The 21,291-nt window shown below is 66.5% G+C and carries 19 protein-coding genes and 1 pseudogene; 9 read left to right on the forward strand and 11 right to left on the reverse strand.

Going from position 1 to position 21,291, the window contains the following annotated elements; genetic code table 11:
* Positions 1-672 (forward strand): annotated as a pseudogene (locus tag MTR62_RS06080) (hypothetical protein); the annotation flags it as partial.
* Between the two features lie 9 nt (positions 673-681).
* On the opposite strand, the gene MTR62_RS06085 reads toward MTR62_RS06080, so the two are convergent.
* The 5 genes from MTR62_RS06085 to plsY all read right to left on the reverse strand — a co-directional run bounded on the left by MTR62_RS06085 (position 682) and on the right by plsY (position 6,182).
* A complete protein-coding gene (locus MTR62_RS06085) occupies positions 682-861 on the reverse strand; it encodes a hypothetical protein (RefSeq protein WP_244018023.1) in 180 nt (59 codons plus the stop codon).
* A gap of 116 nt (positions 862-977) precedes the next feature.
* Positions 978-3,620, reverse strand: coding sequence for a type I DNA topoisomerase (gene topA / locus MTR62_RS06090; protein ID WP_244018025.1), 2,643 nt, complete (start codon positions 3,618-3,620; stop codon positions 978-980).
* A 129-nt stretch (positions 3,621-3,749) separates the two neighbouring features.
* Entirely contained in the window at positions 3,750-4,343 is a 594-nt protein-coding gene (locus tag MTR62_RS06095) for a zinc metalloprotease (RefSeq protein ID WP_244018027.1), read from the reverse strand.
* A gap of 95 nt (positions 4,344-4,438) precedes the next feature.
* Positions 4,439-5,581 carry a DNA-processing protein DprA gene (gene dprA / locus MTR62_RS06100; protein WP_244018029.1) on the reverse strand — a complete coding sequence of 381 codons (1,143 nt, stop codon included), beginning with the start codon at positions 5,579-5,581 and terminating at the stop codon, positions 4,439-4,441.
* 19 nt (positions 5,582-5,600) lie between these two features.
* On the reverse strand, positions 5,601-6,182 hold the full coding sequence (gene plsY / locus MTR62_RS06105) for a glycerol-3-phosphate 1-O-acyltransferase PlsY (protein WP_244018031.1): 582 nt from the start codon (positions 6,180-6,182) through the stop codon (positions 5,601-5,603).
* A gap of 129 nt (positions 6,183-6,311) precedes the next feature.
* On the opposite strand from plsY, the gene murI reads away from it, so the two are divergent.
* The 3 genes from murI (at position 6,312) to MTR62_RS06120 (ending at position 10,084) form a co-directional block, all read left to right on the forward strand.
* Positions 6,312-7,172, forward strand: a complete 861-nt coding sequence (murI, locus tag MTR62_RS06110; protein WP_244018033.1) for a glutamate racemase — start codon at positions 6,312-6,314, stop codon at positions 7,170-7,172.
* A 355-nt stretch (positions 7,173-7,527) separates the two neighbouring features.
* Entirely contained in the window at positions 7,528-8,742 is a 1,215-nt protein-coding gene (hemA, locus tag MTR62_RS06115) for a 5-aminolevulinate synthase (RefSeq protein WP_244018035.1), read from the forward strand.
* Between the two features lie 241 nt (positions 8,743-8,983).
* The gene (locus tag MTR62_RS06120) at positions 8,984-10,084 is read left to right on the forward strand and encodes an NADH:flavin oxidoreductase/NADH oxidase (RefSeq protein ID WP_244018037.1); all 1,101 of its coding nucleotides are present in this window, start codon (positions 8,984-8,986) and stop codon (positions 10,082-10,084) included.
* On the opposite strand, the gene MTR62_RS06125 is transcribed toward MTR62_RS06120, so the two are convergent.
* Positions 10,057-10,557, reverse strand: a complete 501-nt coding sequence (locus MTR62_RS06125; RefSeq protein WP_244018039.1) for a MarR family winged helix-turn-helix transcriptional regulator — start codon at positions 10,555-10,557, stop codon at positions 10,057-10,059. The genes MTR62_RS06120 and MTR62_RS06125 overlap by 28 nt on opposite strands.
* A 77-nt stretch (positions 10,558-10,634) precedes the next feature.
* Here MTR62_RS06125 and MTR62_RS21425 point away from each other — a divergent pair, with 77 nt between their 5' ends.
* Complete coding sequence (locus MTR62_RS21425; RefSeq protein ID WP_244018041.1) at positions 10,635-11,579, forward strand: quinone oxidoreductase family protein; 945 nt, start codon at positions 10,635-10,637, stop codon at positions 11,577-11,579.
* A gap of 70 nt (positions 11,580-11,649) precedes the next feature.
* Here the strand turns inward: MTR62_RS21425 and MTR62_RS06135 are convergent, their stop codons facing one another.
* From MTR62_RS06135 to MTR62_RS06150, 4 genes are all read right to left on the reverse strand, one after another.
* Positions 11,650-12,879: a type III PLP-dependent enzyme gene (locus tag MTR62_RS06135; protein WP_244018043.1), complete on the reverse strand. Its 1,230-nt coding sequence runs from the start codon at positions 12,877-12,879 to the stop codon at positions 11,650-11,652.
* 381 nt (positions 12,880-13,260) lie between these two features.
* A complete protein-coding gene (locus MTR62_RS06140) occupies positions 13,261-14,463 on the reverse strand; it encodes a carboxynorspermidine decarboxylase (RefSeq protein WP_244018045.1) in 1,203 nt (400 codons plus the stop codon).
* 42 nt (positions 14,464-14,505) lie between these two features.
* The gene (locus tag MTR62_RS06145; protein ID WP_244018047.1) at positions 14,506-14,856 is read right to left on the reverse strand and encodes a DMT family protein; all 351 of its coding nucleotides are present in this window, start codon (positions 14,854-14,856) and stop codon (positions 14,506-14,508) included.
* Between the two features lie 10 nt (positions 14,857-14,866).
* A complete protein-coding gene (locus MTR62_RS06150; protein ID WP_244018049.1) occupies positions 14,867-16,078 on the reverse strand; it encodes a saccharopine dehydrogenase family protein in 1,212 nt (403 codons plus the stop codon).
* 157 nt (positions 16,079-16,235) lie between these two features.
* On the opposite strand from MTR62_RS06150, the gene MTR62_RS06155 reads away from it, so the two are divergent.
* From MTR62_RS06155 to MTR62_RS06170, 4 genes are read left to right on the forward strand one after another with little or no spacing between them, the layout of a single operon-like run.
* Complete coding sequence (locus MTR62_RS06155; protein ID WP_244018051.1) at positions 16,236-17,585, forward strand: DUF3419 family protein; 1,350 nt, start codon at positions 16,236-16,238, stop codon at positions 17,583-17,585.
* 4 nt (positions 17,586-17,589) lie between these two features.
* Positions 17,590-18,228, forward strand: coding sequence for a class I SAM-dependent methyltransferase (locus MTR62_RS06160; protein WP_244018053.1), 639 nt, complete (start codon positions 17,590-17,592; stop codon positions 18,226-18,228).
* A gap of 21 nt (positions 18,229-18,249) precedes the next feature.
* Positions 18,250-19,266, forward strand: a complete 1,017-nt coding sequence (locus MTR62_RS06165) for a threonine ammonia-lyase (RefSeq protein WP_407672622.1) — start codon at positions 18,250-18,252, stop codon at positions 19,264-19,266.
* A 16-nt stretch (positions 19,267-19,282) separates the two neighbouring features.
* Complete coding sequence (locus MTR62_RS06170) at positions 19,283-19,549, forward strand: hypothetical protein (RefSeq protein WP_244018057.1); 267 nt, start codon at positions 19,283-19,285, stop codon at positions 19,547-19,549.
* A 345-nt stretch (positions 19,550-19,894) separates the two neighbouring features.
* On the opposite strand, the gene recA is transcribed toward MTR62_RS06170, so the two are convergent.
* Positions 19,895-20,965, reverse strand: a complete 1,071-nt coding sequence (gene recA, locus MTR62_RS06175) for a recombinase RecA (protein ID WP_244018059.1) — start codon at positions 20,963-20,965, stop codon at positions 19,895-19,897.
* Positions 20,966-21,291: the final 326 nt, after the last annotated feature.

The raw sequence follows: 21,291 nt of genomic DNA on the forward strand, positions 1-21,291 counted from the left end.
GCCCGTTCGCTCGGCCAGGCCGCAGGGCTCACCCCCGCCGCCGCACGCTGGTACGATACGCACCACTGGCTGCGCGGCTGGGCGCTCGCCGCGCTGGCCGGGTTCCTCGTCATGGGGACCTATTACGACCACTACACCGCGGCCCTGCTCCCCTCGCTCAGCGTGCTCATCGCCCCGGCGCTGGGCACCGACGCGCCGCGGCGGGTGGTGACCGCGCTCGTCTTCGCCTTCCTTCTGGTCGCGGGCAGCGCGATCCTGGTAAGCAACCGCATCGGCTTTGGCGGCGCGCGCGATCTTGCCGTCGCGGCACGCGCGATCGAGGCGAACCTCGACGGGCGCTGCCTCTACGTTTTCGAAGGCAACGCCGCGCTCTATTCGGCGACCAGCGCCTGCATGGTGAGCAAGTACGCCTTCCCCCAGCACCTCTCGGGCGCGACCGATGCGGTGGCGCTGGGCGAGGATTCGCGCGCCGCGCTGGCCCGCGCGCTGGCGCGCCGCCCCGGCGTGATCGTGACCGGGCAGAAGCCGCTCCAGAGCCGGTCCAACTGGGCGGTCTGGCCGCTGATGGGCCGCACGCTGGCGCGCGACTACGAAGCCTTTGCCGACGTCAGGCTGGGCCACGTCAAGCTGCGGCTGTGGCGCTTGCGCAAGGCTCGCGCTCCCAGCCGCTGAGCGCTGCGCTCAGCGCGCCTTGGCGATCGAAAAGCCGTGGGTTTTCGCCGCGTCCTTGGTCGATTCCTCGGTGCGGTTGAGCGCCTTGGCGATTTCCTTGAGCCCCTTGCCCTTGCCCGCCAGGGTCTGGAGCTTTTGCAGTTCTTCCGGCTTCCAGGGCTGCTTGTGCTTGGCGATCTTCTGGCTCATCGTGTGATCTCTTGCGCTGATGGGGTCGTGGCGGGCGTGGTGCCCGCCAGCAAACCGCAGGAAGCCGCAGTTCGCTCTGCGGCCAATGCCGAAAAACCGGAGCGGAGCCGAAGCTCTCACCCCTCGGTGTCCCAGGGCACGTCGTCACCCTGATCCTCGACGACGTCAGCCTTCTTGGCAGGGGCCTTCTTCGCGGCCGCCTTCCTGGCCGGAGCCTTCTTGGCGGCCGGCTTGGCCTCGCCGTCCTTGGCCGCGGCCTTCTTGGGCGCCGCCTTCTTCTTGGGGGCGGCCTTCTTCCTGCCCTTGGGCGGGCCCTTGGCGGCCTTGGCGTCGATCAGCGCGATCGCCTCGGCGTCGGTCAGGTCCTCGGGCTTGGCGTCGCGCGGGAGCGTGGCGTTGTAGGTGCCATCGGTCACGTAGGGGCCATAGCGGCCCGACATGACCTTCATCTCGCCCTCGGTCGTGGGATGCTTGCCGAGCACCTTGATCGGCTCGGCCTTGGCGCGCGCGCCCCGCCCGCCGCCCTGCGCCGCTTCGGCGAGGATGGAGACGGCCGCGTTCATCCCGGTCTCGAACACGTCGGCCGTCGTACGCAGCTTGCCGTACTTGCCATCGTGCAGCAGGTACGGCCCGTAACGCCCGATGTTGGCGACGATTTCCTGCCCGGTTTCGGGGTGCGTACCGACCGTGCGCGGCAGGCTCAGCAGCTTGAGCGCCCAGTCGAGCGTCAGCTCGTCGATGTCCTTGGGGATCGAGGCGCGCTTGGCCTCCTTGCCCTCGCCCAGCTGGATGTAGGGGCCGAAGCGACCGACCTTGCGCACGATTTCCTCGCCGGTCTCGGGGTCCTTGCCCAGCGCCTCATCGTCCGCCTGCTCGCCGCTGCCACCGGGCTGCGCGAACTTGCGGGTGAACTTGCACTCGGGATAGTTCGAACAGGCGATGAAGGCGCCGTAGCGGCCACCGCGCAGCGACAGGCGCCCTTCCCCGCACTTGGGGCACACGCGCGGGTCCGAACCATCGTCCTTGGGGGGGAAGAGGTAGTCGGAGAGAAACTCGTCGAGCGCCTCGGTCACTTCGGAGGGCTTCTTCTCCATGACCTCGTCGGACTTGGGCTTGAAGTCGCGCCAGAAGGCCTCGAGCAGCTCCTTCCATTCCTGTCGGCCACCCGACACGTCGTCGAGTTCGTCCTCCATCCCGGCGGTGAAGTCATAGGCGACATAGCGCTCGAAGAAGCGTTCGAGGAACGAGGTGAGAAGTCGGCCCGATTCCTCAGCGAAGAAGCGGTTTTTCTCGGTCCGCACGTAGGCGCGGTCCTTGAGCACCTGGATCGTCGCGGCATACGTCGACGGGCGCCCGATGCCCAGTTCCTCCAGCCGCTTGACGAGGCTGGCTTCCGAAAAACGCGGCGGCGGCTGGGTGAAGTGCTGCTCGGCCGAAACGCTCTTCTTGGCGGGCATGTCGCCCGACTTCATGAACGGCAGCAGGCCGCCGTCGTCGTCGTCACCCTTGTTGTCCTGCCCTTCCTCGTAAACCGCGAGGAAGCCGGGGAACTTGACCACCTGACCCGAGGCGCGCAGCTCGTTCTGGCCGGTCCCGTCGCGCAGGGTGACGGTGGTGCGCTCGAGCTGGGCGGAGGCCATCTGGCTGGCCATCGCGCGCTTGAAGATGAGATCGTAAAGCCGCGCCGCATCGCCCGAACCATAGGTATCGCGGGTGAAATCGGTCGGGCGGATCGCCTCGTGGGCTTCCTGCGCGTTCTTGGCCTTGGTCTCGTAGTGGCGCGGCTTGTCGGGCAGGAAGTGCGCGTCGTAGCGCTCGGCCACGGCCTTGCGGCAATCCTGGATCGCGCTCGGGTCCATCTGCACGCCGTCGGTACGCATGTAGGTGATCGCGCCCGCCTCATAGAGGCCTTGCGCCACGCGCATGGTCTGGCTGGCCGCGAAGCCGAGCTTGCGCGCGGCCTCCTGCTGGAGCGTCGAGGTGGTGAACGGGGGCTGCGGATTGCGCCGATGCGGCTTGGTCTCGACCGTCTCGACCCGGAACGCGCCGTTTTCGACCGCGGCCTTGGCGCGCAGCGCCACGCCTTCCTCGCCAAGGCTGAGACGATCGAGCTTGTTGCCCTCGAAGGTCACCAGCTTGGCGGCGAAATCGGTCCCGTCGTGCGCCATGAGCGCGCCGACCGACCAGTATTCCTGCGGCTTGAACGCCTCGATCTCGCGTTCACGATCCACGATGATGCGCAGAGCGACCGACTGCACGCGGCCCGCCGACTTGGCGCCGGGCAGCTTGCGCCAGAGCACCGGCGAAAGCGTGAAGCCGAACAGGTAGTCGAGCGCGCGGCGCGCGAGATAGGCATCGATCAGGTCCTGATCGAGCTCGCGCGGCTCCTGCATGGCCTTGGTGACGGTCGCCTTGGTGATCGCGTTGAACGTGACGCGCTCGACCTCCTTGGGCAGCGCGCGGCGCTTCTTGAGCAGCTCGAGCACGTGCCAGGAGATGGCTTCCCCTTCGCGATCAGGGTCAGTCGCGAGGATCAGACGGTCGGCTTCCTTGGCCGCATCGGTGATCGCGCGGACCTGCTTCTGCTTGTCGCCGTACAGCTCCCAGTCCATCTCGAAGCCCTCGTCCGGGCGCACCGAGCCGTCCTTGGGCGGCAGGTCGCGGACATGGCCGTAGCTGGCGAGTACCTTGTAGTCCTTGCCGAGGTATTTTTCGATGGTCTTGGCCTTGGCAGGCGACTCAACGATAACAAGCTGCATTTCAGACTTTCTTTTATGCCCCTCACGTGCGTGCGTGTGCACATACACGTGTATGTGTGTACGCATAGGGTGGGAATCGCAGGAGCGGTTCGTCAAGCACCAAAGCATGACAGGGACGTTTCAATCGCATCACGCCGATTGCCGGGCAATGACCCTTCGCAATATCGCGAACAGCCGCACACCATCGCTTCCACCAATCGGCAGAAGGTTTATCACTGCCCCGCCTGAAGCGACCGTCGTGCCGGCAGCGGCAAGAGCAACGCTCCATTCACGCCATCCGTGGGCATGGGGCGTCGCCGCCACGAGGTGCGCATAGGCGAAGAGAACCCCAGCCAGGAGCAATTCAGCCAGCGGCCCACTCGCAAACATGACAGCCGCGTCGCGAACCTGCGCCTGAGGATGCCAGCGGACAACGACATAACCCGCAATATCGCTTCCTCTCGGGCGCCGGGCGGAACTCATTGGGCGCGTCGTCAAATCGAAAGCGAAAGGCAGAACGGCAATGCGTATCACGCGGCTCCCACTTGCCCACGCGCCGCCTGCATGCCCCAATTCGTGAACCAGCGTCACCAGCCACTGCACCGCCAAAATAACGCAGGGCACAGCCACGCCTTCGTGTACCAGCCCCGCACGATCGAACGCATCACCCGCCGCGAAAAAGACAGACAGGGCGAATAGAATCCTTAAGCCCCGCCCAACCCCTGTTAGGATTCGTGCGATCATCCAAAGCCCTCTTCGAGTTGCAATTCTTCTTCGGGCAGCCGCAGATGGATGGCAATGGGAAGCGGTAGAATACGCACTTCCCAGCTACCTTACGATCAAGACAAACTGACCCGCCCACCCGCGTGGCGCACCAGCCGTCCGGCGAGTTCGAGTTCGAGCAGCGCGAGCTGGACCGAGGCCGCGCTGGCCCCGCTCTGGCGGATCAGTTCGTCCACGCCGACAGGCGCGGTGGTGAGCAGCGCGGCAACCTCGGCCGGATTGTCATCGCTTGCAGGCTCGCCGCCCTCCCCGGCCAGGTCCCAGGCCTCGTTTTCCTCGCGAAAGGTCGAACGGGGCGAGAGGCCGTCGAAGGCGGTGAGCAGTTCGCGCACGTCCTCGACCGACTGGACCAGCACCGCGCCATCGCGGATGAGGCCGTTGCAGCCGTGCGCGCGCGGATCGAGCGGGGAGCCGGGGATCGCCATGACCTCGCGCCCCATCTCGCCCGCCAGCCGTGCGGTGATGAGCGAGCCCGACTTGGGCGCCGCCTCGACCACCAGCGTGCCCGCGCTCAGCCCGGCGATGATCCGGTTGCGCGCGGGGAAATGGCGCGCGAGCGGTTCGGCTCCGGGAGGCTGTTCGGCGAGCAGCAGGCCCTTTTCGGCAATGCGTTCGTGCAGTTCGGCGTGCTGGGGCGGGTAGGCGATGTCGATCCCGCTGGCGATCACCCCCACCGTCGCGCCGCCGGCGGCCAGCGCGCCTTCGTGCGCCGCCCCGTCGATCCCGCGCGCCAGCCCCGAGACCACGGTGTAGCCTGCCTGCGCCAGTCCATGCGCGAAGTCGCGCGCCAGCCGCACCGCCGCCGCCGAAGCGTTGCGCGCGCCGACCATCGCGACGCAGGGACGGTGCAGCAGAGCGACGTTCCCCCGGCAGGTCAGAATCGGCGGCGCGCCGGGCGCGGCGGCCAGCAGCGGGGGATATTCGGGCGAATCGTGAAAGAGATAGCGCGCGCCCGCCTTGCGCATCGCGGCGGCCTCAGCGTGGATCTGGCCGACCGGGGCAATGGCATAGCGCTTGCCCGCCTTCCCGGCGAGATCGGGCAGCGCCTCAAGCGCGGCGGTGGCGGTCGCGAAGCGGCTCAGCAGCTGGCGATAGCTGACCGGCCCGACATGGGGCGAACGCAGCAGGCGAATGCGCGCAAACGCCTCTTCCTGCGTAAGATCGCGCGCTTCGACTTCGGCCCCGTTCGCTCCGTCCATTCGCCCCCGCTCGAAATGCCTACTTCTTGCTGCCCACGCGGGGCTCGGTGCCCGCGATCAGGCGGGCGATGTTGGCACGATGCTGAAACAGCACGACCAACGCAATAACCCCTAGAACCATTGCGGCTTCATTCTGGCCGAGCGCGAGCGCAACGAGCGGCGCGATCACCGCCGCACACATCCCCGCGACCGAGGAAATACGCACCAGCGCGAGCAGGCCGATCCACGCGACAGCATAGGCCAGCCCGATCGGCCAGGCGTAGCCAAAGGCGATCCCCGCCGTCGTCGCCACGCCCTTGCCACCCTTGAAGCGCAGCCACAGCGGGAAGCAGTGCCCGGCGAAGGCGCCCAGCGCCGCGGCCCAGGTATAGGCCGGCCACAGCGCCGCGGCGATCAGTACGGCGGCCAGTCCCTTGGCCAGATCGAGCAGCAGCGTGGCCGCGGCCAGCTTCTTGTTGCCGGTCCGCAGGACGTTGGTCGCCCCGATGTTGCCCGAACCGATCGAGCGCAGGTCCTGCGTCCCCGCCATGCGGGTGAGCAACAGGCCAAAGGGTATCGAACCGAGGGCATAGCCCGCGAGCGGTGCAAGAATCCAATCCATCGCGCGCCCATAGCCCGAATGCGCGTCAAGGCGAAGACGTGTTGCTTTGCCTGCGCGTCCAATTGCGCCATCGCGCCTTGTTCCCGTGTGTGAAACGGGCCAGACTGGGGTTCGATTCAGGGCAAGGCAATGGCGACAGAAACTCTCGAAGAGCCCCGCACGGGGCAATCCGGCACCGCGCCGCGCGCGTCCATCATCGATGCGGCCGCGCCCGTGCTGCTGTTCGATTCGGGCGTGGGCGGGCTCACCGTGCTCGAAGAAGTGCGCCGCAGCCTGCCCGATGCGCCCATTCTCTACGCCGCGGACACCGCCGGCCTGCCCTATGGCACCAAGAGCGAGGCGCAGATCGCCGCGCGCGTCGCCGGGCTGCTGGGCCGCATGGCCGAGCGCTTTCGCCCCCGCCTCATCTGCATTGCCTGCAACACCGCCTCGACCATTGCGCTGGGCATGGTGCGCGAAGTGCTGGAAACCCCGATCGTGGGCACCGTCCCTGCGATCAAGCCCGCCTCCGCGATGACCCGCAGCGGGGTGATCGGCCTGCTCGGCACGCAGGCGACGATCCGCCAGGGCTATGTCGATCGGCTCGAACGCGAATTCGCCGCCGACAAGCGCCTGCTGCGGCACGGCGCGCCCGAACTGGTCGACGCGGCCGAAGCCAAGCTGCGCGGAGAACCCGTCGATCCGGCCGCGATTGCGCACGCGGTCGAAGCCCTGCGCACGATGCCCGGCGGCGCGCAGATCGACACCGTGGTCCTTGCCTGCACGCATTTTCCGCTGCTCGAAGAGGAACTCGCCCCCGCCTTCGGACCCGATGTGCGCTTCGTCCACGGCGCGCAAGGCATCGCGCGCCGGATCTCGCACCTGCTCGAAGGGCAGCCGTTCGCGCGCAGCGGCCCCGACCGCGCGCTGTTCACCGGCGACCCGGCTTTCGCCGAGGCCTACCGCGCCGCGCTCGATGGGCGCGGGCTCAGCGTGATCGAACGCTTCTGAAGCGTGGCCAGGCCCGCCGCTTGTTGACCGCGATCAATGCCCTCTTGCGCAATCCACGCGATGAGAGCGGCCATCCGGGAAACTGCGCAAGTCCTTCGAGACGGCTTGCGCAGCGCCCCTCAGCTAGGGTCTCGCGGGGTAGGACAAGGCGTCCACTATGCGAATTTCCGATCGCTGTATAAGGGACATTCGTCTGGTCATGGACCAAGGGATAATGTATTGGCCCGCAATACGGGGTAGGTTACGCATCCAGGTGGGACGTTCCGGCAGCGAACGGACAGCCATGTGGACACAGGCAAAGGTTAAGCCGGCGCAGATAAAATGGCATAGCGGCGTAGAGCAGGACAAGGCTTACGTGAATTACGATCAGATTTTCGACCAGGCGATCGATCGCCTTCACTCCGAAGGTCGCTATCGCGTCTTCATCGACATCCTGCGCAACAAGGGGGCCTATCCCAACGCCCGCTGCTTTGCCGGCCACAACGGTCCCAAGCCGATCACGGTGTGGTGTTCGAACGACTATCTCGCCATGGGCCAGCACCCCAAGGTGATCGAGGCCATGGAAGAAGCGCTGCACGACGTGGGCGCGGGCTCGGGCGGCACGCGCAACATCGGCGGCAACACCCACTACCACATCGAGCTGGAACGCGAACTCGCCGATCTGCACGGCAAGGAAGGCGCGCTGCTGTTCACCTCGGGCTATGTCTCGAACGACGCCACGCTCTCGACCCTGGCCAAGCTGCTGCCCGGCTGCGTGATCTTCTCGGACGAGCTGAACCACGCCAGCATGATCGCGGGCATCCGCAATTCGGGCTGCCCGAAAAAGATCTTCCGCCACAACGATCTTGAGCATCTTGAGGAACTGCTGGCCGAGACCGACCCGTCGCTGCCCAAGCTGATCGCCTTCGAATCGGTCTATTCGATGGACGCGGACATCGCCCCGATCCACGAAATCTGCGACCTTGCTGAAAAGTACAACGCGCTCACCTACATCGACGAAGTCCACGCGGTGGGCATGTACGGCCCGCGCGGCGGCGGCATCACCGACCGTGACGAAGCCGCGCACCGCATCGACATCATCGAGGGTACGCTGGGCAAGGCGTTCGGCGTCATGGGCGGCTACATCGCAGCCGACCAGAAGATCATCGACTGCATCCGCTCCTACGCGCCGGGCTTTATCTTCACGACCTCGCTCTCGCCGGTGCTGGTCGCGGGCGTGCTCGCCTCGGTCAAGCACCTCAAGAGCTCGAACGTCGAGCGTGAGGCCCAGCAGAAGTCGGCGGCGATGATGAAGGCCAAGTTCCGCGAGGCGGGCCTGCCGGTCATGAACTCGACCACCCACATCGTGCCGCTGATGGTCGGCGATCCGGTCAAGGCCAAGAAGATCAGCGACATCCTGCTCGCCGAATACGGCGCCTACGTCCAGCCGATCAACTTCCCGACCGTGCCGCGCGGCAAGGAGCGCCTGCGCTTCACACCGGGTCCGGCGCACACCGAGGCGATGATGGACGATCTCACCGCCGCACTGGTGGAAATCTGGGAACGCCTCGAGATGCGCAAGGCGGCCTGAGGCCCCTTCGCGCGCACATTTCGAAAACACGAACGGGCCTGCCATCGGCGGGCCCGTTTCGCGTGCGGCGTCCCCCTCGGCAGCGCCGAAGGTTCCCGTCCCTGCCCCAAGCGCTTCTTGGGGCAGGCCAAGCAATCCCCTGCAAGACGGCCCTTTTTCCGGCCCGGCCGCGCCCTATCTAGAAGGTCCGGGCCGCGCTTCCCCCTCTTCCGCGGCCTGTGACACCTTCGGAGCACGCGACATGGCCAAACTCTTCGAGCCGATCACGCTGGGCGATCTCACGCTTTCCAACCGCATCGTCATTGCCCCGATGTGCCAGTATTCGGCCGAGGATGGCTGCATGACCGACTGGCACGCCCAGCACATCGGCCAGCTCGCGCAGTCGGGCGCGGGCGCCTTCACCATCGAGGCCACCGCCGTCACCCCCGAAGGGCGCATCAGCTATGGCGACGTCGGGCTGTGGGACGATGCGAGCGAGGCGGCGATGGCGCGCGTGCTTGCCTCGGTGCGCCGCTGGTCGGACATGCCCATCGTCATCCAGCTCGCCCACGCAGGGCGCAAGGCAAGCTCGGCCAAGCCGTGGGACGGCGGCGGCCAGATCGCCCCCGATGCGCCCAACGGCTGGCAGACGCTATCAGCCTCCAACGTGCCCTTCGCGCCCGCGCACAACGCCCCTGTCGCGCTCGACGAAGCGGGCCTCACCCGCATTCGCGACGCGTTTGCCGACGCGGCCCGGCGCGCCGCGCGCCTTGGCATCGACGCGATCCAGCTTCACGGCGCGCACGGCTACCTGCTGCACCAGTTCCTCTCGCCGCTCGCCAACCAGCGCACCGACCGGTACGGAGGCAGCCTTGAAAACCGCATGCGCTTCCCCCTCGACGTGTTCGACGCGGTGCGCGCCGCGTTCCCGGCGCAAAAACCGGTAACGATGCGGCTGTCGGGCACCGACTGGGTCGCGGGCGGCTGGGATATCGAGCAGACGCTGGTCTTCGCCCGCGAACTGGAAAAGCGCGGCGTGTCCGCGATCCACGTCTCGAGCGGCGGGCTCCACCCGGACCAGGCGATCCCGGTCGGACCGAGCTATCAGGTGCCGCTCGCCCGCGCGGTCAAACAGGCGATCTCGGTCCCGGTCATCGCGGTCGGCCTCATCACCGAGCCCGAACAGGCCGAGGCGATCGTCGCAACCGGGGATGCCGATATGGTCGCCATCGCGCGCACCGTGCTCTACGACCCGCGCTGGCCCTGGCACGCCGCCGCCGCACTCGGTGCGCAGGTCCACGCCTCGCCGCAGTACTTGCGCTGCCAGCCGCGCCGCTACAGGGACCTGTTCGCGGCGCGCTGAGCCCCCTCACGCCTCGCGCCGATGGTCCTCATCGTTCCGGCGAGTTTAACCATGAGGCGCACCAGATCGTCGAACTCGCCCTCGCTCCACGCGGCAAAGCCTTCGTTCAGCAGCCGCTCGCGCGCGGCGTCGATGGCGCGGTTCATCGCCTCGCCAGCAGGCGTGATGTGCGCCTCACGCACGCGGCGGTCGGTCGCGCCCGGTCGGCGTTCGACGAGCCCCAGCTCATCGAGCCGGCCCATCTGGCGGCTGACGGTGGTGTAGTCGCGCCCGACCCGGTCGGCGATGTCGACCACCCCGATCGGGCCGAACTTGCCCACCGTCACGAGGAGCGGGAACAACGCCCGGTCAAGCCGGATCCCGGCTTCGCGAATGAGGATCTCGTCGCGCTCGGCGCCGTTCATCATCCCCACGATCTGAAGCAGGGCAAGGTGGAATTCACGCAGCTGCGCCGATTTATGTGTACTTTGCATATAATTTCTTGCCAAAACCCCCGGCGGTCTATTAGGTGCATCTTGCATATAAGTCTCCGGCAGGAAAGGACCCGCCCGTGAAAGCCGCCCTGATCGACCACTTCACGACCCCGCCCACGTGGCAGGACTACCCCGAACCCCAGCCGCAAGAGGACGAAGTGCTGATCGACGTGCGCGCCGCCGCGCTCAGCCAGCTGGTGCGCGCCCGCGCCTCGGGCCAGCATTACAGCGTGCGCTCGCTGCCGCTGCCCCAGATCGCCGGGGTCGACGGCGTGGGCACCCTGCCCGATGGCCGCCCCGCCTACTTCGTGCTTGCGCGCGCGCCCTACGGCACAATGGCCGAACGCGCGCCGGTGCGGATCGACCACACCGTCGCCCTGCCCGAAGGGCTCGACCCGGTGCTGGCCGCCGGGCTGGCCAACCCCGGCATGTCGTCCTGGGCCGCGCTTGCCGAACGCGCGCGCGTTAAGCCGGGTGAAACCGTGCTCGTCAACGGCGCCACCGGCACCTCGGGCCAGCTGGCGGTCAAGGTGGCGCGCCACATGGGCGCGGCGCGGGTGATCGCCACCGGGCGCAACCAGGCCGTGCTCGACAGCCTTGGCGCCGATGCCACGATCGGGCTCAACGCCTCCGCGGAGGATCTGGCCCTGCGCTTTGCCTCCTGCCTGTCCGAAGGCGTCGACGTGGTGCTCGACTATCTGTGGGGGCCGAGCGCGCTGGCGCTGCTCTCCACTGCCGCACGGCTGGCCCCGCACGGGCGCGAGATGCGCTTCGTCCAGATCGGGACGATGGCCGCAGCCGAGATCGCGCTGCCCGGCGCGGTGCTGCGTTCGAATTCCATTTCGCTCATGGGCAGCGGCTTTGGCAGTGTCTCGCTCCCGCGCCTGCTCCACACGATCGGCGCGCTGTTCAAAGCCGCCGCACAGGAAGGCTGGACCATCCCGCTCGACACCCTGGCGATGGAAGAGGTCCACCAGGCCTGGCAACGCCCCGGCAGCGACCGCATCGTGCTGGTGCGCTGAGCGCAACGAAAAGCCCCCCGCAAGCATGGGCTTGCGGGGGGCTTTCGAAACACGGCCATCGGCCCTGCGATCAGCGCAGCGACACCACGTTGTCCGAAACGCGCGGGTCCTTGCGCTCGCCGGTGTAGAGGCTGGCCATCGGCTCATCACTGACCACTACGACTTCGGCGCCGCCAAAACCGTTGAACGCGGTCTTCATCGCCGCGCCATAAGCGCCGAGCATGCCGACCTCGATCCAGTCCCCCGCCTTGATACCCGGCGGCAGCATGAACGGGCCTTCCATGAAGTCCGCATCATCGCAGGTCGGACCGTAGAACGAGAACGCCTCGAGATCCGCCGCATCGATCGCCGCGTTGTCGTTGTCCATGTCGCGCGCGATGTGGCGGACCGGGAAACGCCAGGCCACGTGCGCCGCGTCATAGAGCGCGCCATAGGCCCCGTCGTTGATGAACAGCTCGTCGCCGCGGCGCTTTTCGACCTTGACGATCAGCGAGTTGTACTCGGCCGACAGCGCACGGCCCGGTTCGCACCACAGCTCCGCGTTGTAGGCGATCGGCATCGCCTCGAAGTGGCGGTGAATGATCGCGAAGTAATCTTCGAGCGGCGGCGGCTCCATGCCCGGATAGCTCGACGGGAAGCCCCCGCCGACGTCGATCATGTCGATGACCACGCCCGCATCGGCAATCGCCGCGCGCGCGCGTTCGAGCGCCTGGACATAGGCGAACGGGGTCATCGCCTGGCTGCCGACGTGGAAGCACACGCCCAGCCAGTCCGCAACCTGGCGGGTCGACTGGAGCAGCTTGCCGGCATCGACCAGATCGACACCGAACTTCGACGCGAGGCTGAGCTCGGAATATTCCGACGAGACGCGCAGGCGCACGCACAGGCGCAGATCGCGCGCGCGTTCGCCATTCGCATCGGTCGTCGCCGCGACGATCTTCTCGACTTCCTCGATCGTGTCGAGGCTGAAAGTACGCACGCCGTGCTGGAAATAGGCCTCGCGGATCGCGCTCGCCGTCTTGACCGGGTGCATGAAGCACAAGGTCGCCTGGGGCAGCGTGGCGCGGACCATGCGCACCTCGGCGATCGAGGCAACGTCGTAGTGCGTGATCCCGTTATCCCACAGGATCTGGATCAGATCAGGCGAGGGATTGGCCTTGACCGCATAGAGCGACTTGCCCGGAAACTTCGTCGCGAAGAACTGGGCAGCGCGCGCCGCGGCGTGCGGGCGGTTCAGGATGACGGGTTCGTCGGGCGCGAGTTCGCGCGCTACGGCCGGTGCGTCGAGATGTTGGAGCAATTCAAGGGACCCCCAGCGAAATTGTTAGCGACAAAGCTGCCTTGCGGTTTGGAAGTCCCCATGGGGCAGCGAGGGGCGGGATATAGGATCGATGGGGCAAATCGCAAGCGAAAAACCACACGCTTCACAAAACTGTCGCAAAGGCGGAAAAAATCCTTTGCACAGGCCCGGAAATCCCGGGTTTCTTCCTTCCATTCCAGCGCGATACGCGGGGCAAAAGGGACCGTTCCGGCAAACCCCGATAGCGCCCGTCCAACGCCGCGTCGCAGCGTGTCGAACACAACGCCAAGCTTATCGCCGCGATCCCCGCGAATCGCCCCTGGCGTGCCCGGCCGAGCCTCGCACACGGCCAGCCGAGCATCGCTGCAGGAAGCCCACCGCTCAGCTCAGGCGCGCGCGGAAGTCCTCGTAGCCGAACGTACGGATGCATTCGAGCGAATCGGTCTCGCTGTCCCACAGCCAGATCGAGGGCAGCGGCACGCCGTTGAAGGTCGTCGTCTTGACCATCGAGTAGTGCGCCTGATCGAGAAACGCGAAGCGCGTGCCCGGCTGCGGATCGCCGGGAAAGCGATAGTCGCCGATGACATCCCCCGCGAGGCACGACGGCCCGCCCAGACGCACCGCGCCGCCCTGCCCTTCGTCGATCATGCCGTGGTCGGCCGCAGGGACCTCGCCCAGCATCGCCGGGCGATAGGGGGCCTCGATCACGTCGGGCATGTGGCAGGTCGCCGATATGTCGACCACCGCGACCGGCATCCCGTTCCAGCCCATGTCGAGCACGGTGCCCACCAGGATGCCCGCATCGAGCGCGACCGCCTCACCCGGCTCGATATATATCTGCGCGCCCGTGTCGTCGGCCATGTCGGACAGGAATTCGACCAGCGCGTCGCGGTCGTAATCGGCGCGGGTGACGTGGTGCCCGCCGCCCACGTTGATCCACTTGAGCTGGCCGAAGAAGGGTTCGAGATAGTCGAACACCTTGTCCCAGGTCCGCTCGAGCGGGCCCAGGTCCTGCTCGCACAAGTTGTGGAAGTGGATACCATCGACCAGTTCGACATGCTCTTCGGTCAGCTGATCGATCGGAAAGCCCAGACGCGAGTGCGGCGCGGACGGATCGTACTTGGGCACTTCGCCCTCGGGGTGCATCGGATTGATGCGCAGGCCGATGTCGAAATTCTCACCGCGCGCGCGCGCCGCCTCGATGATCGCCGAGCAGCGCACGATCTGCTGGGGCGAGTTGAAGATGACGTGGTCCGACAGGCGCAGGATCTCGTCGAGCTCATCGGGCTTGTAGGCTGCGCAGTAGGTCGCGATTTCGCCATCGTAGAACTCGGAAGCCAGGCGCGCTTCCCACAATCCCGAAGTGCACACCCCATCGAGGTACTCGCCCACGATCGGCGCGGTCGACCACATCGAGAACGCCTTGAGCGCGGCCAGCACCTTGGCGCCCGAGCGTTCGCCAACGTCCTGCAAAATCTGCAGGTTGGCCCTCAGCCTGGCGGCATCGACCACGAAGGCCGGGCTGTCGACCCGCGACAGATCGAAATGGGCAAAGGCGCCCGGATCACCGGCCTTGGTTTCCATAGCACGCATCCTCGCTTCGAAAAGAGACGGGCCGCCCGCGCCTTAGCGCAGCGGCCCCTTAAAAATGAACCACGCCCCCGCGCCCACGAGCGCGAAGCCGACCAGCTCGTTGAGACCCGGCTTCTGGCCGAACAGGAACCACGCCACCACCACGAAGGCGCCAAGCGACATGGCTTCCTGAAGGACCTTGAGCTGGTCGAGCGAATAGACCCGCGCGCCGATCCGGTTGGCCGGCACCGCGAGCCAGTATTCGAAAAAGGCAATTCCCCAACTGAGCAACACGGCTAGCCACAAGGCCTTTCCCGGCACCTTGAGATGCCAGTACCACGCCGTGTTCATCAGCAGGTTGGAGCCGGCCAGCATGACGACCGGCGCCACGAACGCCCAGTTCAATCCGTGCGCCTCAGAACGGAAGCGGCTCGGCCAGTTCCTCGACGCTCCAGGGCAGGCCCTGCTCGCCCAGCATTGCAAGGAACGGATCGGGATCGAACTGCTCCATGTTGAACACGCCTTCGCCGGCCCACTTGCCGGTCAGCAGCATCGCCGCACCGACCATCGCGGGAACCCCGGTGGTGTAGGACACGGCCTGGTTGCCGGTTTCCTCGAAAGCCTCTTCATGGTCGCAGATGTTCTTGATGTAAAACGTCTTCTCCCCCGAACCATCGAGCGCTTCGCCGGTCGCGATGTCACCGATGTTGGTCTTGCCCTTGGTCGTCGCGCCAAGCGAGCTGGGCTCGGGCAGCACGGCTTTCAGGAACTGCAGCGGAATGATCTCGACACCGTTGTAAAGCACCGGATCGATCCGCGTCATGCCCACGTTTTGCAGCACGGTGAGGTGCTTGATGTACTCATCGCCAAAGGTCATCCAGAAACGGCCACGTTCCATTTCGGGCAGGAACTTGGCGAGGCTTTCCAGTTCCTCGTGGTACATCATGTACATGTTCTTGGGGCCGACGGCCTCGAAATCGAAGGCCTGCTTATGCGCCATCGCCGGGGTCTCGACGAACTGGCCGTTCTCCCAGTGGCGCGCCGGCGCTGTCACTTCGCGGATGTTGATTTCCGGGTTGAAGTTGGTCGCGAAGGCCTGGCCATGATCGCCGCCGTTGCAGTCGAGAATGTCGAGCAGGCGGATGGTCTTCAATCGGTGCTTCTTGAGCCACATCGCGAACACGCTCGTCACGCCCGGATCGAAGCCTGAGCCGAGCAGCGCGGTCAGGCCCGCTTCCTTGAAGCGCTCCTGATAGGCCCACTGCCAGTGGTATTCGAACTTGGCCACGTCCTTGGGCTCGTAGTTCGCGGTGTCCATGTAGTTGACGCCGGTCGCCAGGCACGCGTCCATGATCGCGAGATCCTGGTAGGGCAGCGCCAGATTGACGACGAGTTCGGGGCCGATCTGGCGGATCAGCGCCGAGGTCGCCTCCACGTCATCGGCATCGATGGCATAGGTGCCGATGGTCACGCCGGTACGTGACTTGACCGATTCGGCAATCGCCTCACACTTCGAAACCGTGCGGCTGGCGAGATGGATATCGCTGAAGATATCCGGATTCATGGCCATCTTGTGGACCGCGACCGAGCCGACGCCACCAGCGCCGATCACCAGAACCTTGCTCACCTGTCATTCTCCTTCGCCGCGAGCCGGGGAAAGGAGCGCATATAAGGGTCCTGTGTGACAACTCAACTGTTGCAAAAGACGCGATCAACACCGGCGTTGCCGGCGGGGGACCGAGCCACTCGCCCGAGCCGGTGTCACAAACTGCCATCGAGACGTCATGCCCCGGTCATCGCGCCGCGCCATGGACGAGGCCGACGCACCTGCACCGGCAAAGGACCCGACCGCCGTGATCCCCAGCAAGGCCCCTTCCGATCCCGCTTCGGCCCACTCTCCCCACCCCCATGGCAAACGGGGCGGGCGCGGCGCCCGGCTCATCAAGGGCGCGGTCGTGCGCCACGAGGCGAGCCGCAGCGCCAAGCTGCTCGACAAGGCCTTTGCGCTCGCGTTCAAGGGGCTGGTCTATGCGCAGATCTGGGAAGACCCCGTCGCCGACATGGACGCGCTCGCGCTCGATGCGGACAGCCGCGTGCTCACCATCGCCAGCGGGGGCTGCAACGCGCTGTCCTACCTCACCGCCAACCCGCAGGCGATCACCGTGGTCGACCTCAACACCGCGCATATCGCGCTCAACAAGCTCAAGCACGCCGCGCTTCGCGAACTGACCGATTACGCGCAGCTGCGCCGCTTCATCGCCGAGGCGGACCATCCCGGCAATCTCGCGCTCTACCGTGAACGCCTCGCCCCGCAGCTCGACGAGGCCACCCGGCGCTACTGGGAGGGCCGCGATCTGGTCGGCCGCCGCCGCATCAAGGCCTTCACCCGCGGGATCTACAAACAGGGCCTGCTCGGCGGCTTCATCGGCGCCGCGCACGTCGTCGCACGCCTCTACAAGGTCGATCCGGCCGAGATCCTGGGCGCCGCCACGATCGCGGAGCAGCGCCGCGTGTTCGACGAGCGCTTCGCCCCGGTGTTCGAACGCAAGCTGGTGCGCTGGCTGACCGACCACCCCGCCTCGCTGTTTGGGCTGGGCATTCCTCCCGCGCAGTATTCCTCGCTCGCCGGACAGCAGCGCATGGCCGACGTGCTGCGCGAACGGCTGGAAAAGCTCGCCTGCGGCTTCCCGGTCAACGACAACTACTTCGCCTGGCAGGCCTTCTCGCGCGGCTACGGACGCGCCGAAGCCGCGCCGCTTCCGCCCTACCTGCAGGCCGCGAACGTCGATGCGGTGCGCGAACGCCTGCCGCGCCTGTCGGTCCGGCACGCCAACTTCACCCACGTCGTGCGCGCAAGCGAGCCGGGCGCCTTCAACCGCTTCATCCTGCTCGACGCGCAGGACTGGATGAGCGATGCCCAGCTCACCGAGCTGTGGAGCGAGATGACCCGTGTCGCGCCGCCCGGCAGCCGCGTGCTGTTCCGCACCGCCGCGGCGCCGTCGCTGCTGCCAGGACGCGTGCCGGACGCCCTGCTCGACCAGTGGGAATACCGCGAAGCTGAATCGCAAATGGCAACCGAGGCCGATCGCTCCTCGATCTACGGCGGTGTTCACCTCTACGTGCGGCGCGGCTGAGGGCATGGCCAGCCAAGCGCACGACCATGCCGGACTGATGGACGCGATCTATCGCTGGCAGCGCCCGATCTATGACCTCACGCGCAAGTATTACCTTTTCGGGCGCGATCGGCTGATCCGCGAACTCGACGCGCAGCCGGGCATGGCCGTGCTTGAACTGGGCTGCGGCACGGGACGCAACCTTGAACTGATCGCGCAGGCCTGGCCGGGGGTGGAGGGCTACGGGCTCGATATCTCGAACGAAATGCTCAAGAGCGCGCGCAGGCGCCTCGGGGACCGCTTCAGCCTTGCGCAAGGCGATGCCACCCATTTCGATCCCGCCGCCCTGTTCGGGCGCGAGGCGTTCGATCGCATCGTGCTCTCCTACGCGGTCTCGATGATCCCCGACTGGCGTGGCGCGATCGCCCACGCGGCGGCCAGCCTCACGCCCGGTGGCGCGCTGCACATCGTCGATTTCGGCGATGGCGGCAGACTGCCCGGTCCGGCACGGCGGCTTCTGCTCGGCTGGCTTGCCCGGTTTCACGTTAAGCCGCGCCTCGAACTGCCCGCCCTCGCCCGCCATCTGGCCCACGCGCACGGCCTTCACGTCGAAGTGATCGACGGGCCCTTGCGCTATTACCAGTTGGTGCGGCTGACCCGCTGAGGCTATGCAGCGGGCATGACCATGCCCTCCCCCGCTTCGCTCGCTCCGGCCCCTTCCGATTCGCCGGCGTCCACCGCGCGCACACCGACTTACGAAGGCGCCTGCGAGGCCGCGCGCCGCGTCGCCGCGATCCTGCCCGAAACCCCGCTGCTCACGCTCGAGGTCGATGGCCGCACGATCTGGTGCAAGGCCGAAGGGCTCCAGCCGATCGGCGCGTTCAAGATTCGCGGCGCCTGGCACCGGCTGAGCGCACTGAGCGAGGCCGAGCGCGCGCGCGGCGTGATCGGCGTGTCGAGCGGCAACCACGCGCAGGGCGTCGCCTGGGCCGCGCGGCGTCTGGGCATCGCGGCCACCATCGTCATGCCCTGCGATGCCCCCGCGATCAAACTCGCCAACACCCGCGCGCTGGGCGCCGAAGTCGTGCTCTACGACCGCCCCGGCGGGGTCGATCGCGATGCGGTGACCGAGGAACTGCGCGCCGCCAGCGGCGCCACGCTGGTCCACCCCTTCGGCGATGCCTGGGTAATCGAAGGTCAGGGTTCGGTCGGCATCGAGATCGCCGCGCAGATGCAGCGCCAGGCCGGGTTCGCGCCCGACCTCATCGTCACCCCCTGCGGCGGCGGCGGGCTGACCGCCGGGCTCGCCATCGCCTGCCCCGAGGCCGCGATCATCCCGGTCGAACCCGAAGGCTGGAACGACGTGGGCCAGAGCCTGGCGGCGGGCCACATCGTTCCGGTCGGCAAGGACGCGCCCGCCACCCCCTGCGACGCGCTCCAGACCCCTGCGACGCACCCGCTCAATTTCGCGATCCTTTCTGCACGCTGCCCCTTCGGGCTCAACGTCAGCCCCGCTGAGGTGCGCCGCGCGCAGCGGTTGATCTTCGAAAAGCTGCACCTGGTGGTCGAACCGGGCGGCGCCGCGGCGCTCGCCGCCGTGCTTGCTGGCAAGGTCGAGCTGACCGATCGCACCGCCGTCGTCCTTTCGGGCGGCAACACCGATGCCGCCGCCTTCGCCGCGATGCTCGCTGGCCAGGACTGAGCAAAAGGATACCCGCATGGACTTCAACGACCAGTTGCGCCGCTACTTCGGCACCGACGATCTCGACGCCGTGGCGCCCGGCGCGATGGAGGCCGGGATCGAACGCATGAAAGTCGACCTAGGCATGGAAACCGACCCCGGCCGCCGCTTCGCGCTCTGGGCGCTCATGCACATGCTGGGCGAAGCGCCTGACCTTGATGTGGCCTTCAAGGACCCGCAGGAACGCGACGCGGCGCGCAATTTCATGGACCTGCTCGACAAGGCTCCCGGCGCGCTCTCCTGACGAGCCGCATCGGAACGCAAAAAAGCCCCGGACTTTGCGGTCCGGGGCTTTTTGTGCTCGGCTTCGTGAAATGCGCAAGGACTATTGGATCCAAGGGATTTACCATCCCTTGACCCTGTGACCTGTCCAGCTCGGTGCGTGCCCGAGACGTTCCGCATGCCTTGTGAAGGGCTCCCGAATACCTCGCCTCCCTTGCGCCACGAAAGCCGAAAGAAGCGAGGTCTACAGTATCGGGGTCAAGGGGTAATAACCCCTTGAATCATCTTTTTCTTCCGAAACCCAATTCGGCAGATTTCTGGAAAACGGGCCGCGACGCAAGAAACCCGCGCCAAGGCCCGCCGCCGCTTATTCGTCTTCGGCCGAGGGGCCGACCATCATTTCCTCGGCGAGGCCTTCGGTCTGGCCGCGGATCGCCTTTTCGAGGCGATCACAGACCTCGGTATTTTCCTTAAGGTAGTTCTTCGCGTTTTCACGCCCCTGACCGATGCGGATCGAATCGTAGCTGAACCACGAACCCGACTTCTCCACGATGCCGGCCTTGACGCCGAGATCGAGGATTTCGCCGATCTTGGAGATGCCTTCGCCGTACATGATGTCGAACTCGACCTGCTTGAACGGCGGGGCGACCTTGTTCTTGACCACCTTCACGCGGGTCGCGTTGCCCACGATGTCGTCACGATCCTTGATCTGGCCGGTACGGCGGATGTCGAGGCGGACCGAGGCGTAGAACTTGAGCGCGTTACCGCCCGTGGTCGTTTCCGGGTTGCCGTACATCACGCCGATCTTCATGCGCAGCTGGTTGATGAAGATCACCATGCACTTGGAGCGGTTGATCGAACCCGTCAGCTTGCGCAGCGACTGGCTCATCAGGCGGGCCTGCAGGCCGACGTGGCTATCGCCCATCTCGCCTTCGATTTCGGCGCGGGGAACGAGCGCGGCGACCGAGTCGACCACCAGCACGTCGATCGCGTTCGAGCGCACCAGCGTGTCGGTGATTTCGAGCGCCTGTTCGCCGGTGTCGGGCTGCGAGACGATCAGTTCATCGATGTCCACGCCCAGCTTCTTGGCGTAGACCGGATCGAGCGCGTGTTCGGCGTCGATGAACGCGGCCGTACCACCGTTCTTCTGCGCCTCGGCGATGACGTGCAGGGCCAGCGTGGTCTTGCCCGAGCTTTCCGGGCCGTAGACTTCGATCACGCGGCCCTTGGGCAGGCCACCCACGCCAAGCGCGATGTCGAGCCCCAGCGAACCGGTCGAGATCGCCTCGACCTGCATCGTTTCCTTCGAGCCCAGCTTCATCGCCGAGCCCTTGCCGAACGCGCGATCGATCTGGGCGAGCGCTGCGTCGAGCGCCTTCTGACGGTCCATTGCGTCCTTTTCCTTGCCTTCCTGGATCAGCTTGAGCTGAGCAGCCATAAAACTTCCCCTGTGCTACCGGGCTGACCGGAAAGGTCAACGTCACAAGAGTTCGTGTACCCTATTCGTTCTACAGGAACAAGATGGGAACATTTGCAAATTTACAAATTTTAATCGCAGGGCTGCCCGCCTTTTCGAGCATGTCCCACCGTCGGGACAGAGCCGTCAGCCCGTTCGAATGTGCCGATGCCTTGCCTCAAACTCGCGCGGATTCAAACGCTTCGCGCTCTCCCGGAAGGTCCCGCAGCCCCCTTGTGACCGGCGATCACGACGTGCGGCGCAAGCGTTCTCAGGGAAAGACCGGAATTGCCAGAAAGCCCCCCTCA

It is taken from the genome of Novosphingobium organovorum (assembly GCF_022832435.1).
Lineage (GTDB): Bacteria > Pseudomonadota > Alphaproteobacteria > Sphingomonadales > Sphingomonadaceae > Novosphingobium > Novosphingobium organovorum.

Coding starts and splice junctions, on each gene's coding strand:
- MTR62_RS06085 (WP_244018023.1), bottom strand. CDS start 861: ATGAGCCAGAAGATCGCCAAGCACAAGCAGCCCTGGAAGCCGGAAGAA.
- topA (WP_244018025.1), bottom strand. CDS start 3,620: ATGCAGCTTGTTATCGTTGAGTCGCCTGCCAAGGCCAAGACCATCGAA.
- MTR62_RS06095 (WP_244018027.1), bottom strand. CDS start 4,343: ATGATCGCACGAATCCTAACAGGGGTTGGGCGGGGCTTAAGGATTCTA.
- dprA (WP_244018029.1), bottom strand. CDS start 5,581: ATGGACGGAGCGAACGGGGCCGAAGTCGAAGCGCGCGATCTTACGCAG.
- plsY (WP_244018031.1), bottom strand. CDS start 6,182: ATGGATTGGATTCTTGCACCGCTCGCGGGCTATGCCCTCGGTTCGATA.
- murI (WP_244018033.1), top strand. CDS start 6,312: ATGGCGACAGAAACTCTCGAAGAGCCCCGCACGGGGCAATCCGGCACC.
- MTR62_RS06120 (WP_244018037.1), top strand. CDS start 8,984: ATGGCCAAACTCTTCGAGCCGATCACGCTGGGCGATCTCACGCTTTCC.
- MTR62_RS06125 (WP_244018039.1), bottom strand. CDS start 10,557: ATGCAAAGTACACATAAATCGGCGCAGCTGCGTGAATTCCACCTTGCC.
- MTR62_RS06140 (WP_244018045.1), bottom strand. CDS start 14,463: ATGGAAACCAAGGCCGGTGATCCGGGCGCCTTTGCCCATTTCGATCTG.
- MTR62_RS06155 (WP_244018051.1), top strand. CDS start 16,236: ATGCCCCGGTCATCGCGCCGCGCCATGGACGAGGCCGACGCACCTGCA.
- MTR62_RS06160 (WP_244018053.1), top strand. CDS start 17,590: ATGGCCAGCCAAGCGCACGACCATGCCGGACTGATGGACGCGATCTAT.
- MTR62_RS06165 (WP_407672622.1), top strand. CDS start 18,250: ATGCCCTCCCCCGCTTCGCTCGCTCCGGCCCCTTCCGATTCGCCGGCG.
- MTR62_RS06170 (WP_244018057.1), top strand. CDS start 19,283: ATGGACTTCAACGACCAGTTGCGCCGCTACTTCGGCACCGACGATCTC.
- recA (WP_244018059.1), bottom strand. CDS start 20,965: ATGGCTGCTCAGCTCAAGCTGATCCAGGAAGGCAAGGAAAAGGACGCA.